This window comes from Bradyrhizobium sp. CIAT3101, assembly GCF_029714945.1.
Taxonomy (GTDB): domain Bacteria; phylum Pseudomonadota; class Alphaproteobacteria; order Rhizobiales; family Xanthobacteraceae; genus Bradyrhizobium.
Map to the genome: position 1 here is coordinate 7,074,388 of NZ_CP121634.1, position 14,308 is coordinate 7,088,695.

The following is a 14,308-nucleotide window of genomic DNA, read 5'->3' on the forward strand; positions in this document are numbered from 1 at the left end:
CTCCACGCCCCGCCCCGCCTCGCTGCAAGCTATTGATTTACAATACGTTTTTATCTTGCAAACACGCTGCCTGTTGGCATCATCGTCGCGAAGCGGAGTATTCCTCCCGAGGACAGGGACGCGATCGTGGCGCGACCGAGACGACAACAGCCGAAAAGCTTCGTGTGGTCGCCGACGCGACACGCGAACCGGCCGTGCTTGCGTCGTCAAAGCCTGATCCTCGTCTCGTCAATCTGGTCCGACTGCTGGCCCGGCAGGCTGCACATGACTTCGTTAAAACAGAATCTGAGAACTGGACGCGAGATCGCCTCCCGGAGTAAGGAGGTCGCCTGGTGAAGGTCGCGCTCTACGCCCGCTACTCATCCGACAATCAACGAGACGCTTCGATCGAGGATCAATTGCGGCTCTGCCGCCTGCATGCCGAAAAGCAGGGTTGGACCGTCGTCGATAGCTATACCGATCGCGCAATCTCCGGCGCGTCGCTCCTGCGCCCTGGCATTCAAGAGCTGATCAGTGACGCGACGCGCGGAAAATTCGTCGTCGTGCTCGCGGAGGCGATGGATCGCCTGAGCCGCGATCAGGAGGATATCGCTGGACTATTCAAACGTATGGCTTTCAGCGGAGTGCGTATCGTCACGCTCTCGGAAGGTGACGTGACGCATCTGCATGTTGGTCTCAAGGGCACGATGAACGCCCTCTTCTTGAAGGACCTGGCCGACAAGACGCGCCGCGGACTGCGCGGCCGCGTCGAGGACGGCAAGTCCGGTGGCGGGCTGTGCTTCGGCTACGACGTGGTGAAGCAATTTGCGGCCGATGGCGAGCCGATCCGCGGCGATCGGACGATTAACGATGCGGAAGCCGCTGTTGTGCGCCGTATTTTTGCAGACTACATTGCCGGCAAGTCATCCCGCGCGATTGCCTTTGAGTTGAATAAGGAAGGCGTACCTGGGCCGCAGGGTGCCGAATGGGGACCATCGACGATCCACGGCAATCCAAAGCGCGGCGTTGGCATCCTCAACAACGAGCTCTATGTGGGTCGCCTCGTGTGGAATCGGCTCCGCTATCTCAAAGACCCTGATACCGGAAAGCGCGTTTCTCGGCTGAATCCTGAATCCGAATGGGTGATCCAAGAAGTCCCCGAGCTGCGCATTGTCGATCAGGAAATGTGGGATGCGGTCAAGGCGCGTCAGCAGACGCTCGCCTACGAGCCTTCAGCGCCTGGCGAGAACAGGCTTAATGAGCGCCATCGGCCCAAATACCTCCTCGCGGGCCTCGTGAAGTGCGGATGCTGCGGCGGCGGGTACACGATGATTTCGAAGGACCTGCTCGGCTGCGCAACGGCTCGCAACAAGGGAACGTGCAATAATCGTTTGAACATCGGCGCGATGCGCTGGAGACCTCTGTGCTGAGCGGCCTTCGCACGCACCTGATGGAACCAGAGCTGTTCAAAGAGTTCTGCGATGAGTTTACCCGCGAGGTGAACCGGCTGCGGATCGACCGAGGAGCAGACCTTGCGGCGATGAGGAACGAGCTTCCGCGCATTGAACGTGAACTTGGAAAGCTGGTGGCCGCCATCAAGGCTGGGGGTCCGATCGAGGCCATTGTCGAGGACATGAAGCGGCTCGAGGCCAGAAAGGTGGAGGTACGGGAGAAGCTCGCGAACGGAGAAGAGCCGCCGCCACTCCTACATCCCAACATGGCGGAGATCTATCGGCAGCGCGTGGCCGCGCTGTACGAAAGCCTGCAAAGCGACGACGACAAAGGGGAGGCAGCGGAGGTTTTCCGTACCCTCGTCGATCAGGTGACGCTGATGCCTGAGGCGGAGGAACTCGCGATCGTGCTGCGCGGCGACCTAGCCGCGATCCTCCGGTTTGCGGCAGGCAAAAAGAACCCCGACTTCCTTTCGGAGGCCGGGGCTCTGAACGGCTTGCTATCGCAAGCGTCGGTGGTTGCGGGGATAGGATTTGAACCTATGACCTTGTTCGTAGTCAGTCGGCGGCTCGCGCAGGCCGAGTTGAGCTCAACGACATTCATAGCAACCCACCTATCTGCACAACTTAGCCGCCGATTCAACGACCTAAGCATTAACTTGTTCACCTCGGGTCAGCCCTCTGCGACCATGATGAGTCGCCCGAGCTCATTCCTGGATTAGCCGTGAGAGAGATTTTCGCGTCCAACAGGAACGGCGTTGGTTGTGGCCGATGGACCCACATCGACGGGTTCAGCGAGACCATCATCCGCTACATCCGCGGGAGATCGAAGCCCGCGACTGATGATAGCTGGAGCTAGTGATGATAGCTGGAGCGCCGATAAAGAGGAGACGGGCCATGACGGGAATGCACAAGGCGCAACGAGAGGTGCCAGCGCCAACGCAGCGGCTGTTCCTGACACGCCGGGAGGCTGCCATCGAATTGCGGATGTCGCTGGCAAAACTGGACCGCGTGATCGCGCGCGGCGAACTGAAGGCCAAGAAGCACGGACACTCGGTGGTGGTGATGGCGAGCGAGATCACGCGCTATATCGAGCAATGGCCCGACATACAACCGCGCGCCGTTCGTGGCGCGCGGTGAAGACTAATTTTCAGCTACGAGCCCTCCGTTGCGTCTATAACGCCGCATATTCAGGCGACCGCCTTGAGCTGCGGCCTCGGCCGCGCAAGGTGGCGCTCCCATGCATTCATGATGCCCATGCGGGGCTTCCAGAGCCGATTGCGCCGGTAGGCGCGCTTGACCTTGTCGCCCGGATTGTGGGCCATGCAGTAGCCGATGGCATCGGGATTGAACTTCATGGTTTCGCCGTCGTCCTGCAGCTCATTTTCCGCCCACGTCTGGAAGGTGGCGCGCATGCCGTGCGGCGTCGCGTTCTTCTTCAGCGTATCCACGAGCAGATCGCGCATGGTGTTTTCCGAGATCGGCTGCTCGAATGGATTTTTGAGCTGACTAGCGTCGCCGGGCCACAACAGCCCGACCGGCTGGCCGGGGAAGGTTTCTTGCAGGTACGCAATCTGCTCTTTGAGCACGGCGACGAGACGCGGGACCATCGGCAGGATGAACGGATGGCCGTCGTCATCGACCTTCATCAGGTCGTTCGGCACAGTCCATTTCGGACCCAGCCGCAACGGATCGTCAGCACCGCCTTCCAGATCCAGATGGTCGATGTGCAGATAGCGCACCGCATTGGTGCGCAGGTTGGAGAGGATCAGCGCTTCAAGCGCGCGTGCCGACTGGCTCTTGATGGCGCGCAGCTCGACCATGAACTCAGGCATCTTCTCTCCCTTGAGCGCTTTCATGGGTCCGCGAATCCGCCCGCGTTTTTTGACGGGCTTGCCGAGCACCGCGACGATAGCCTCAACGCTTGCCGGATCGCTCATGGGACGCAGTTCTTCCCTCGCCGCCGCCTTCAGGACGCGGGCAACCAGCGCACGCACTTCCTCGGCCATCGCCGGCTTGGCGTCCCAGATCGGACGCATGACGTCGAGCACCTCGGGCGTGCCGATTTTCCCAATCGGCAGGTTGTTGATCGCCGTGCAATAGATCGGAATGATCCGCTTCATGCCTGCGGCATCCTTGGCGTTCTTGCGCTTGTCAGCCCACCCTGCGACGACTTTCGTGCCATAGGTTTCGAAGGTCGGGCCGGTCTTGCGGCGGCCCACGCCTTTGGTGGTCTCAGGATAGATGCCCTGCTTGATGTCGTCCTGCAGTTTGAGATGCGCGGCGAGCGCGGCGCTGTAAGAGAAATCCTCTACGCTGCCGAGTGGCGTGAGCTTGGGCTGGCGCTTCTGGATCTCCTTCAGCATGTGCTTGGGCTTCTCCCACTGCGAATAGAACAGACGCGAGTTGCCGGTCACGAGCAGTTTGAAGCTCCGATGGTGTTCATCGGTATAGAGCTTCTGCTTGCGCTTGCCTTTCTCGTCCAGACCGCCGTCCGGCAGGGAATGAAGATTTTTGGCGTTGAAAAACTTGGTCATAATTTCGGAAATTCCAAGATCGATTGGGCTTACTGCCCAGTCATACTTCGCTGGATTATCTAGCTTGATTCCGTTTTTAATTCAAGGCGGCCCGAGGCGGGTGATGAGAGATGCGGACGCAAGACATGGTTAGAGGAGAAAAGCCCATAACTAACAAAGCATTGCCGCCAAGCGCGCGATGCGCGGGAAGGAGATCGGAGGAGGATTGAGGAGGCTTGATAATACCGGTGGCTGGGGCGGGAGGGATCGAACCTCCGAATGGCGGAATCAAAATCCGCTGCCTTACCGCTTGGCTACGCCCCATCAGGCGACGAGGGGAACGGCGGAAGAACCGGCAACCGCAGATTCCCTCTGGTCGCAGCCGGTCTATAGGGAGCGGCGCAGCATTTCAACCGCCTGGAGAGGCAAAATACCGCGGGCCCGGGGCCGGCCCGGCCACACTCTATTATAGGCTGGATCCCCGCCCGGCCCCGGCCCTCCCGCCCATTGAGACCTCCGGCGTTTCATGGGAATACGGCGCCAAACCTGTCCACGGGAGTGAGCCATGACCTACCGCGCGCCGATTTCTGACATGCTGCTGTCGCTCAACCATGGCGCCGGCCTCAAGGCCGCCGTGGACGCCGGCCATTACGGCGATTTCGACGGCGACATCGTGTCGGCGGTGCTGGAGGAAGCCGGCAAGTTCGCGACCGACGTGCTGGCGCCGCTCAACAAGGTCGGCGACGAGCACGGCATCAAGCTCGACGACGGCAAGGTCACGACCGCGCCGGGCTGGCCGGATGCCTACAAGCGCTGGACCGACGGCGGCTGGAACGCGGTGTCCGGGCCGGAAGATTTCGGCGGCCAGGGCCTGCCGATGGCGATCAACGCCGCCTGCACCGAAATCTGGAGCGCCTCCAACGTCGCCTTCGGCCTCTGCCCGCTGCTGACGGCGTCTGCAATCGAGGCGCTCGATGCGCATGGCAGCGACGAGCTGAAATCGATCTATCTCGAAAAGCTCGTCACCGGCGAATGGACCGGCACCATGCAGCTCACGGAAGCACAGGCCGGCTCCGACGTCGGTGCGCTGCGCACCCGCGCCGACAAGCAGGCCGACGGCACCTATCGCATCAAGGGGACGAAGATCTTCATCACCTATGGCGAGCACGACATGACCGACAACATCGTGCATTTCGTGCTGGCGCGCCTGCCGGACGCGCCCGCCGGCACCAAGGGGATCTCGCTCTTTCTCGTTCCCAAGTTCATGGTCAATGCCGACGGCTCGCTCGGTGCGCGCAACGACATCTTCGCTTCCGGCGTCGAGCACAAGCTCGGCATGCACGCCTCGCCGACCTGCACCATGACCATGGGCGACCATGGCGGCGCGATCGGTTTCCTGATCGGCGAGGAGAACCAGGGCATGCGCTGCATGTTCACGATGATGAACCAGGCCCGTCTCGGCGTCGGCCTGGAGGGTGTCGGCGTCGCCGATCGCGCCTATCAGCAGGCGCTGGCCTATGCGCAGGAGCGCAAGCAGGGCCGCGCCGTCGGCAAGAAGGGCGACGGGTCGGATGCGATCTTCGTGCATCCCGACGTCAAGCGCATGCTGATGCGGATGCGGGCGCAGACCGCGGCCGCACGCACCATCTGCTATGCGACCGCGGTCGCGCTCGACGTGTCCCTGCGCGCCAAGGATCCGAAGGTGCGCGCCGATGCTGCTGCGCGCGCCGCGCTGCTGACGCCGATGGCAAAGGGCTATTCCACCGATATCGGCAACGAGGTCGCCTATCTCGGCGTGCAGGTGCATGGCGGCATGGGCTTCATCGAAGAGACCGGCGCCGCGCAGCACTATCGCGATGCCCGCATCACCGCGATCTATGAGGGCACCAACGGCATCCAGGCGATCGACCTCGTCACCCGCAAGCTCGCGGCCAACGGCGGCGCGGCGGTGTGGGCGCTGCTCGACGAGTTCTCCGCCACCGTGAAGCAGGTCGAAGCTTCCAACGATCCTGCCTTCGGCACCACGGGCGTGAAACTGCGCGAGGCGCTGGAGGCGCTGACGCGCACGAGCAAGTGGCTGCTGGAGCGCGTCACCTCTGCGCCGAACGAGGCGCTCGCCGGCGCGACGCCGTATCTGCAGCAGTTCGGCGCGACGCTCGGCGGCTGCATGCTGGCCTCCGAGGCACTCGCCGCCAAGGCCGACGGCAACACGGAAGCCGCGCGTTACGTTTCGCTCGCACGCTTCTTCGCCGAAAACATCACGGTGCAGGCGCCCGCGCTCGAGCGCACCGTAACGGAGAGCGCGGAGTCGGTCGCGGCGGCGGATGCAGTGTTGCTGGGGTAACCTGAAAGCCTGGACACGTCGGGTGGATTATCCCACCTTACGATCCTGCTCGGGCGATAGATCGCGCGTGACGGCTGCCCGTCTTCCCGGCCGCCACAGCACGATGCCGGCCGCAATGACATCGAGCACCACGCACATCGCGAACGCCATGGTGTAATCGCCGCTCACGCTGCGCACGAGGCCGACGATGCCGGGGCCGAAGGCGCTGACGATGCCGCTGATCGACGTCCCCAACCCCATCGCGGCTGCGAAAGCCGTGCTGCCGATCTCGCGCTGGATGATCAAAGGCGGGAACGTGATCATGTTGCCGATCGAGAAGCCATAGACGGCGCAACAGATGAGCAGCACGGTCGGGCTCTGGCTCTGCAGCAGAACGAACAGCGCCGCCGCCTGGCTCGTCATCGACGCGGCGCAGGCAAGCCGCGGATCGAGCCGGTCGACGAACAGGCCGAGCGACAGCCGGCCGACCACCGCCATCGCGGCCATGATGGTGACCGCCAGGCCGGCACTGGCGCGGCCGATCAGCGGCTCGAGAAACGTCACCTGGTGGATGATGAATCCCATTTGCGCGAGCAACGCGATCGCGATCGGCAGGACCATGGTCCAGAATGACGCATTGGCGAGCAGATCCTTGCGCGAATGACCCGCGGCCTTGGCCCCGGATATACCAGCTGCATTCGGTGCCGCATCGACCGGCCAGCCGGTGAAGACGACGACGACCGGCAGCACCAGCACCACCATCACGATGGTGGCCACCAGCATGGCTGAGCGAAAGCCGATGCTGCTGCTGAGCGCCAGCAAAACCGGGACCAGGATGATGCCGCCGAAGGTCGCGCCGTTGAAGGCGAGGCTGAGCGCAAGCCCGCGGCGCCGCACGAACCACGCGTTCAGCACCGTTGCGATCACCACCGAGCCCATGCCGGTCCAGCCGACCGACATCAGCGCATAGGCAAGATAGAGCTGCCAGGGCGCCTGCATCAGAGCCAGCAGCGCGGTCGATGCGCCAAGCGCGGCCAGCCCGCACAGGATCAACGCCCGCAGCCCGATGCGGGCAAGCAGATCGTCGGTGAAAATGACAAGGACGGAGGTCAGCAGGAACGAGAATGTGCTGGCCGTGGACACCAGCGTACCGGGCCAGCCATGCGCGCGCTGGAGCTCGGCGAGATAGACGCCCTGGCCATAGAGACCAAAGCCGAACATGAAGAAGGCCATCAGGAAGCAGGCCAGCACCACGCGCCAGCCGCGGTAGTGAACCGAGGATTCGTCAACGCCCGTTGCGGCAATCATCGATCAAGTGTCGGCCTCCTGAACGAGACGGCTGATCGTGCCGCACAACCACCGGTTTTTCAAATTAAACATTGTAGCCAATTGTTGCAATGCGCAAAACGCCGCAGCATATGGGAGGCAGCTTTCGCATCACGGTTCCCCCGTACGAATGCAATGTCGGACGGGTGTCATGCAACCGCCCACCGGCATCCCCACCGAATTGGTGAGCCGCAGGATTGGCACGCCGGCCGGATCATGTAGGCTGAGCTATGCTAAGACTCGCCGATGGCAGGCGCCGCGGCGGCCGCAGGGAGTGTTCATGCCGAACGGCAATATCGTCGTCACCGAAGAGCGTGGAACGCGCGTCATCACCCTGCGCCGCCCGAGCAAGAAGAACGCGATCACCCAGGACATGTATCGCGAGATGAGCCGCGCGATCGACACCGCGCAGAACAATCCCGATATCCGTTGCATGATCATCACCGGCGGCTCCGGCGTGTTCACGGCCGGCGATGACATCGACGATTTCATGCACGCGGATACTTCGCGTCCGGAAACCTTGTCAGACGGCGCCAAATTTCTCTATTCGCTCACCCTCAACGTCAAACCGATCATTGCCGCCGTGGACGGTGCCTCGATCGGCGTGGGGACGGTGATGCTGTTCCACTGCGACTATGTGCTCGCCTCCACCGCTGCGACATTCTCCGCGCCCTATATCCATCTCGGACTCGTGCCGGTCGGAGCTGCCAGCCTGTTGATGCCGCACACGATGGGATACCAGCGCGCCTTTGCAATGCTGGTGATGGGGCGCAGCTTCACCGCCGCGGAGGCCCATGCCGCCGGCTTCGTCAACACCGTGGTGTCGCCGGGACATACCGAAGTCGAGGCCCGCAAGGTGGCGCGCGAGATCTGCCGGCTGCCGGCCGAAGCGGTTGCGACCTCGCGCAAGCTGCTGCGTGCCCCGCCGGAAGAACTCACCCGCCGCATCGATCAGGAGGGCCATCTGTTCGGCGAGCGGCTGAAATCCGGCGAAGCGATCGCCGCGTTCAACGCGTTTGCGAACAGGAAGAAGCGATAGGCCTCGGCGCGATCACGACAATGCTTCGTGAAATCTTCGCGCGGAACGACTACTCTGATTCCATGCGATACCAATCCATCCTTGCTGCGCTCGCGCTCATCTTCGCCCTGCCCGCCGCAGCCCAGACCGCAGCGCCCGTCGAGCTGCGCATCCTCGCGATCAACGATTTCCACGGCAATCTCCGTCCGCCGCCGGGCGGCATCCGCATCAACGATCCCGAGGACAAGAGCAAGAAGGTGATGGTCGCCGCCGGCGGCGCCGAGTACATGGCGACGCTGGTGAAGCAATTGCGCGAGGGGCACAAGAACACCATCTTCGTCGCCGCCGGCGACCTGATCGGTGCGAGCCCGTTCCTGTCGGCGATGTTTCACGACGAACCGTCGGTCGAGGCGCTCTCGATGATGGGGCTTGCGATCACCTCGGTCGGCAATCACGAATTCGACGAGGGCAAGACCGAGCTGCTCAGGATGCAGAACGGCGGCTGCCATCCGGAAGATGGATGCCAGGGGCCGCATCCGTTCACCGGAGCAAAATTCCACTACCTCGCGGCTTCCACCATCGAGACCGCGACCGGCAAGAGCGTGTTGCCGCCTTACGAGATCAGGGAATTCGAGGGCATCCCGGTCGCCTTTATCGGGCTGACCTTGAAGGAGACCGCCGGCATCGTCTCTCCGTCGGGCATTGCCGGGCTCGAATTTCGCGACGAGGCCGAGACGGTGAACGCGCTGGTGCCGCAACTGAAGGCGCGAGGCGTCGAGGCGATCGTGGTGCTGATCCACCAGGGCGGCGAGCCCTCCGGCGACTACAACGAATGCCCGGCGATCACGGGGCCCATCGTCGATATTGTGAAAAAATTCGACCGCGCCGTCGACGTCGTGGTCAGCGGCCACACCCATCGTGCCTATGTTTGCAATATCGACGGCAGGCTCGTCACCAGCGGCGACAAATACGGCACGCTGGTCACTGCGATCGACCTCAAGCTCGATCCGGCAACGCGCGACATCGTCAGCGCCAAGGCCGAGAACGTCATCGTCGCCAACGCGTCGCTCGCCAAGGATCCCGAGCAGACCGCGCTGATCGACGCCTATGACAAGCTCTCGGCGCCGATCGCCAACCGGCCGGCCGGATCGGTGACGCAGACGCTGTCGCGCGTCCCGAACGAGGCCGGTGAAAGCGCGCTCGGCGACGTCATTGCCGATGCACAGCTCGCCGCAACCAGGGACGCCAAGGATGGCAGCGCTGTCATCGCGCTCACCAATCCCGGCGGCATCCGCACCGACATCATTCCGAAAGAGAACGGCGCGGTGTCGGTGTCCTACGGCGAGCTGTTCGCGAGCCAGCCATTTCGCAACCGCCTCGTCACGATGACGCTCACGGGCAACCAGCTCAAGGACATGCTGGAGCAGCAATGGCTCGATCCGAAGCGGCCGCGGATCCTCCAGGTGTCGATCGGATTCAGCTATAGCTGGGATGCGTCAAAGCAGTTCGGCGAACGCGTGATGGCCGACAAAATGACGCTCAATGGCAAACCGATCGAGCCGGGTACCGGCTACCGCGTGACCGTCAACGATTACCTCGCCGTCGGCGGCGACGGGTTTACGGTCGCGAAACAGGGCGCTTCGCCGCAATATGGCGGCTATGACGCCGATGCGCTGTTTGCCTTTTTCAAGGCACATGGTCCGATCGGCCCGCTGCCGCCGACCCGCATCCTGCGCGTGAATTGATGCGGATGAAGCCCGCGCGGAACGGGACAACCCTTTGCCATTCGCGGTGGAACGCATAGATTGGGTTTTGCATTGCGTTTTGGCGCCGGATGCGCCAAGCGACGTCGAGAGTTCGTTCCCTGTGAGGCCGACCTGATGAGCACGCTCCTCCTTTCCCACAAGGCCTGCCTCGACCACGTCACGCCGCCGGGACACCCTGAAAGACCCGACCGCCTGCGCGCGGTGGAGGAGGCGCTGTCGGTCGAGCGCTTCCAGTTCCTGGCGCGCGACCTCGCGCCGGAGGGCGATCTCGATCTCGTCACGCTGTGCCACAACGAGCATTACGTCACCGAGCTGCGCCACATCGCGCCGACCAGCGGCCAGGTCTATATCGACGGCGACACCTCGATGTCCCCCGGCACGTGGGAAGCGGTGATGCGCGGCGTCGGCGGTGCGGTGGCTGCGACCGAAGCGGTGATGAACGGCGAGCACCGCAACGCCTTCGTCGCGGTGCGCCCGCCCGGCCATCACGCCGAGATCGGCAAGCCGATGGGCTTCTGCTTCTTCGACAATGTCGCGATCGCCGCGCGCCATGCGCAGCGCAAATACGGCATCAAGCGCGCGGCCATCGTCGATTTCGACGTTCACCACGGCAACGGCACCCAGGACATCTTCTGGTCGGACCCGACCGTGATGTACTGCTCGACGCATCAAATGCCGCTGTTTCCGGGCACCGGCGCCAAGGGCGAGCGCGGCGATCACGACACCATCGTCAATGCGCCGCTCGCCTCGGAAGACGGCGGGCCCGAATTCCGCAGCGCGTTCGAGAATCTGATCCTGCCGCAACTCGAGAAATTCAGCCCTGAGCTGCTCATCATCTCCGCGGGCTTCGACGCACATTACCGCGATCCGCTGGCCTCGCTGAATTTGCGCGCGGAGGACTATTCCTGGGTTACGCGCAAGCTAATGGACCTCGCCGACAAGTCCGCTGGCGGCCGCGTTGTTTCTGTGCTCGAAGGCGGCTACGACCTGCAAGGACTGAAAGAATCTGTTACGGCGCATGTCGGCGCCCTGATGGGCGCCTAGACGGACCCGCCACATAAAGCCCGCAAAACTCTGCTGTTTGAGATGGCAAGCGAATCGGGCAATCGGAAACGGATATGGCCGAAAATACCCAAGTCGACGTCTCCCGGCTCACCTTCGAGCGCGCGATCGAGGAACTCGAAACGATCGTGAAGCGGCTCGAGGACGGCAAGGTGCCGCTCGAGGAATCCGTCACGATCTACGAGCGCGGCGAAGCCCTGAAGCGCCGCTGCGAGGAACTGTTGCGCCAGGCCGAGGCTCGGGTCGACAAGATCACGACCGATGCCAGCGGCCAGGCGGTCGGAACCGCACCGCTCGACGTGCAGTAAAGGGCGCTTTCTCTCCCAAAGCTGCCCGTCCCGAGCATCGGTCGCCTGCATTTTTTCAAGATCGCACGCCGCTATCTCTGCTCCCGGGAGCGAGCAGCCGGGCACCAAAATTGACGAGTTCCCGCGCTGACGCGTTTTCGCCCGGCGAATCCCGTAAAAATGGCTGTTCTTTCGCCCAGAATCCTGCCAAGGAACCGGGCAAGATTGGAACTTCCCCGCCGGCGCCGCGATTAACCAAATTGGCCCGCCGGTTGCACCTGCATACCCGTAAGCGGTCGGGCGGGTTGGCTTTGGCCGAAGCTTTGGTGTAAAGCTGCGCGGAGTGTGGCTTTTTGTTAGCTTTGACGTGGGGACCGATTTCCGACGACAAGAGCTTCAAATCGCTAATGAAATTGGCTGGGACGGACGAAGCCGATCTACGTGACAGGGATCACAGAGACTGAACCGGAGCGCACTTAAGCTCACCTAAGCTTGAAGACGGGGCCTTGCCCCATGCAGGTGGCTCCGACGGTTTGAGGACTCGCGCTGCGCCGACATTGTGCAAACCCATCGCGCACCGGAATGACCTTCCGGCGCTGACAAATTGGAAATCGCCGTGAACGCATATAGTAAAACGCCGCTTCTCGACACCATCCGGACGCCGGAAGACCTGCGCAAGCTCAAGGTCGAGCAGGTTCGCCAGGTCGCCGACGAGCTGCGTCAGGAGACCATCGATGCCGTCTCGGTGACCGGCGGTCACTTCGGCGCGGGTCTCGGTGTGGTCGAGCTCACCACCGCGATCCACTACGTCTTCGACACGCCGCGCGATCGGCTGATCTGGGACGTCGGCCACCAGGCCTATCCGCACAAGATCCTCACCGGACGCCGCGACCGCATCCGCACCTTGCGCACCGGCGGCGGCCTCTCCGGCTTCACCAAGCGCAGCGAGAGCGATTACGATCCGTTCGGCGCCGCGCATTCCTCGACCTCGATCTCCGCCGGCCTCGGCATGGCCGTCGCGCGCGACCTCGCCGGCGGCAAGAACAACGTTATCGCAGTGATCGGTGACGGTGCGATGTCGGCAGGCATGGCCTACGAGGCCATGAACAATGCGGGCGCCATGAACTCGCGCCTGATCGTCATCCTCAACGACAATGACATGTCGATCGCGCCGCCGGTCGGCGCCATGAGCGCCTATCTGTCGCGCCTCTACTCCGGCAAGACCTATCGCACCCTGCGCGATGCGGCCAAGCAGATCAACAAGCGCTTGCCGAAGATCCTCGCCAACCGCGCCAACCGCGTCGAGGAATATTCCCGCGGCTTCATGATGGACGGCGGCACGCTGTTCGAAGAGCTCGGCTTCTATTACGTCGGCCCGATCGACGGCCATAACCTCGACCATCTGCTGCCCGTACTGAAGAACGTGCGCGACATGGAGACCGGCCCGATCCTGGTCCACGTCGTGACACAGAAGGGCAAGGGCTACGGCCCGGCGGAAGCGTCCGCCGACAAGTACCACGCCGTCGTCAAGTTCGACGTCGCGACCGGCACCCAGGCGAAAGCCAAGCCGAACGCGCCGGCCTACCAGAACGTGTTCGGCCAGAGCCTGGTCAAGGAAGCCCAGAAGGACGAGAAGATCGTCGCAATCACCGCGGCGATGCCGTCGGGCACCGGCGTCGACATCTTCAACAAGGCTTTCCCCGACCGCACCTTCGACGTCGGTATCGCCGAACAGCACGCGGTGACCTTCGCCGCCGGTCTTGCGACCGAAGGCTACAAGCCGTTCTGCGCGATCTACTCGACCTTCCTGCAGCGCGGCTACGACCAGATCGTCCATGACGTCGCGATCCAGAACCTGCCCGTGCGCTTCGCCATCGACCGCGCCGGCCTCGTCGGTGCCGACGGCGCGACGCATGCCGGCTCGTTCGACAACGCCTATCTCGGCTGTCTGCCGAACATGGTGATCATGGCGGCGGCCGACGAAGCCGAACTCGTGCACATGGTGGCGACCCAGGTTGCGATCGACGACCGTCCGAGCTCGCTGCGCTATCCGCGCGGCGAAGGCCGCGGCATCGAGATGCCCGACGTCGGCGTTCCCCTCGAGATCGGCAAGGGACGCATGATCCGCCAGGGCAACAAGATCGCCCTGCTCTCCTTCGGCACGCGTCTGGCCGAATGCGAGAAGGCGGCCGACGAGCTCGCCGCCCATGGCCTCTCGACCTCGATTGCGGATGCGCGCTTCATGAAGCCGCTCGACACCGAGCTGGTGCTCAAGCTCGCCCGCGACCACGACGTTCTGATCACGGTGGAAGAAGGTTCGATCGGCGGCTTCGGCTCGCATGTCGCGCAGTTCCTGACCGATCAGGGCGTGCTCGACACCGGCATGGTCAAGTTCCGCACGATGGTCCTGCCCGACGTGTTCCAGGATCACGACACGCCGAACGCGATGTACGCCCGCGCCGGTCTCGACGCCAAGGGCATCGTCGCCAAGGTGTTCGAAGCGCTCGGCAAGGACGTCAAGACCGAGACGGTCAAGCTCGCCTGAGGGCGAGCTTCGACCTCACGCGAAGCGGCGCGACG

11 protein-coding genes and 1 tRNA gene are annotated in these 14,308 nt (G+C 63.2%); 9 read left to right on the forward strand and 3 right to left on the reverse strand.

Features of this window, described 5'->3' with window-relative positions; genetic code table 11:
• Nucleotides 1-332 precede the first annotated feature (332 nt).
• The 3 genes from QA645_RS43395 to QA645_RS33030 all read left to right on the forward strand — a co-directional run bounded on the left by QA645_RS43395 (nt 333) and on the right by QA645_RS33030 (nt 2,570).
• Nucleotides 333-1,409, forward strand: a complete 1,077-nt coding sequence (locus tag QA645_RS43395) for a recombinase family protein (protein WP_349253146.1) — start codon at nt 333-335, stop codon at nt 1,407-1,409.
• Nucleotides 1,403-2,152: a hypothetical protein gene (locus QA645_RS43400; protein ID WP_349253147.1), complete on the forward strand. Its 750-nt coding sequence runs from the start codon at nt 1,403-1,405 to the stop codon at nt 2,150-2,152. The genes QA645_RS43395 and QA645_RS43400 overlap by 7 nt, the downstream gene beginning before the upstream one ends.
• A gap of 175 nt (nt 2,153-2,327) precedes the next feature.
• Nucleotides 2,328-2,570 (forward strand): hypothetical protein, encoded by a 243-nt coding sequence (locus QA645_RS33030; RefSeq protein WP_283045423.1) that lies wholly within the window; start codon nt 2,328-2,330, stop codon nt 2,568-2,570.
• 50 nt (nt 2,571-2,620) lie between these two features.
• Here QA645_RS33030 and QA645_RS33035 read toward each other — a convergent pair whose 3' ends face one another.
• Together QA645_RS33035 and QA645_RS33040 are read right to left on the reverse strand one after the other, a co-directional pair.
• Nucleotides 2,621-3,967: a hypothetical protein gene (locus QA645_RS33035; protein WP_283045424.1), complete on the reverse strand. Its 1,347-nt coding sequence runs from the start codon at nt 3,965-3,967 to the stop codon at nt 2,621-2,623.
• Nucleotides 3,968-4,195: 228 nt separating this feature from the next.
• Nucleotides 4,196-4,270, reverse strand: a tRNA-Gln gene (locus tag QA645_RS33040).
• Nucleotides 4,271-4,511: 241 nt separating this feature from the next.
• Here QA645_RS33040 and QA645_RS33045 point away from each other — a divergent pair.
• Nucleotides 4,512-6,290, forward strand: a complete 1,779-nt coding sequence (locus QA645_RS33045) for an acyl-CoA dehydrogenase (protein WP_283045425.1) — start codon at nt 4,512-4,514, stop codon at nt 6,288-6,290.
• A gap of 27 nt (nt 6,291-6,317) precedes the next feature.
• Here the strand turns inward: QA645_RS33045 and QA645_RS33050 are convergent, their stop codons facing one another.
• The gene (locus QA645_RS33050; RefSeq protein WP_283045426.1) at nt 6,318-7,577 is read right to left on the reverse strand and encodes an MFS transporter; all 1,260 of its coding nucleotides are present in this window, start codon (nt 7,575-7,577) and stop codon (nt 6,318-6,320) included.
• Nucleotides 7,578-7,875: 298 nt separating this feature from the next.
• Here QA645_RS33050 and QA645_RS33055 point away from each other — a divergent pair, with 298 nt between their 5' ends.
• From QA645_RS33055 to dxs, 5 genes are all read left to right on the forward strand, one after another.
• The gene (locus QA645_RS33055) at nt 7,876-8,634 is read left to right on the forward strand and encodes an enoyl-CoA hydratase-related protein (protein ID WP_283053454.1); all 759 of its coding nucleotides are present in this window, start codon (nt 7,876-7,878) and stop codon (nt 8,632-8,634) included.
• Nucleotides 8,635-8,696: 62 nt separating this feature from the next.
• The gene (locus tag QA645_RS33060; protein WP_283045427.1) at nt 8,697-10,358 is read left to right on the forward strand and encodes a bifunctional metallophosphatase/5'-nucleotidase; all 1,662 of its coding nucleotides are present in this window, start codon (nt 8,697-8,699) and stop codon (nt 10,356-10,358) included.
• A 135-nt stretch (nt 10,359-10,493) separates the two neighbouring features.
• Nucleotides 10,494-11,423 (forward strand): histone deacetylase family protein, encoded by a 930-nt coding sequence (locus QA645_RS33065; protein WP_254129600.1) that lies wholly within the window; start codon nt 10,494-10,496, stop codon nt 11,421-11,423.
• A 74-nt stretch (nt 11,424-11,497) separates the two neighbouring features.
• Nucleotides 11,498-11,749 (forward strand): exodeoxyribonuclease VII small subunit, encoded by a 252-nt coding sequence (locus QA645_RS33070; protein WP_254129599.1) that lies wholly within the window; start codon nt 11,498-11,500, stop codon nt 11,747-11,749.
• A gap of 595 nt (nt 11,750-12,344) precedes the next feature.
• Nucleotides 12,345-14,273: a 1-deoxy-D-xylulose-5-phosphate synthase gene (gene dxs / locus QA645_RS33075; protein ID WP_254192410.1), complete on the forward strand. Its 1,929-nt coding sequence runs from the start codon at nt 12,345-12,347 to the stop codon at nt 14,271-14,273.
• Nucleotides 14,274-14,308: the final 35 nt, after the last annotated feature.

Excerpts from the sequence above, each read along its gene's own strand:
- QA645_RS33030 (WP_283045423.1), top strand. The coding sequence starts at position 2,328 with ATGACGGGAATGCACAAGGCGCAACGAGAGGTGCCAGCGCCAACGCAG.
- QA645_RS33035 (WP_283045424.1), bottom strand. The coding sequence starts at position 3,967 with ATGACCAAGTTTTTCAACGCCAAAAATCTTCATTCCCTGCCGGACGGC.
- QA645_RS33045 (WP_283045425.1), top strand. The coding sequence starts at position 4,512 with ATGACCTACCGCGCGCCGATTTCTGACATGCTGCTGTCGCTCAACCAT.
- QA645_RS33050 (WP_283045426.1), bottom strand. The coding sequence starts at position 7,577 with ATGATTGCCGCAACGGGCGTTGACGAATCCTCGGTTCACTACCGCGGC.
- QA645_RS33055 (WP_283053454.1), top strand. The coding sequence starts at position 7,876 with ATGCCGAACGGCAATATCGTCGTCACCGAAGAGCGTGGAACGCGCGTC.
- QA645_RS33060 (WP_283045427.1), top strand. The coding sequence starts at position 8,697 with ATGCGATACCAATCCATCCTTGCTGCGCTCGCGCTCATCTTCGCCCTG.
- QA645_RS33065 (WP_254129600.1), top strand. The coding sequence starts at position 10,494 with ATGAGCACGCTCCTCCTTTCCCACAAGGCCTGCCTCGACCACGTCACG.
- QA645_RS33070 (WP_254129599.1), top strand. The coding sequence starts at position 11,498 with ATGGCCGAAAATACCCAAGTCGACGTCTCCCGGCTCACCTTCGAGCGC.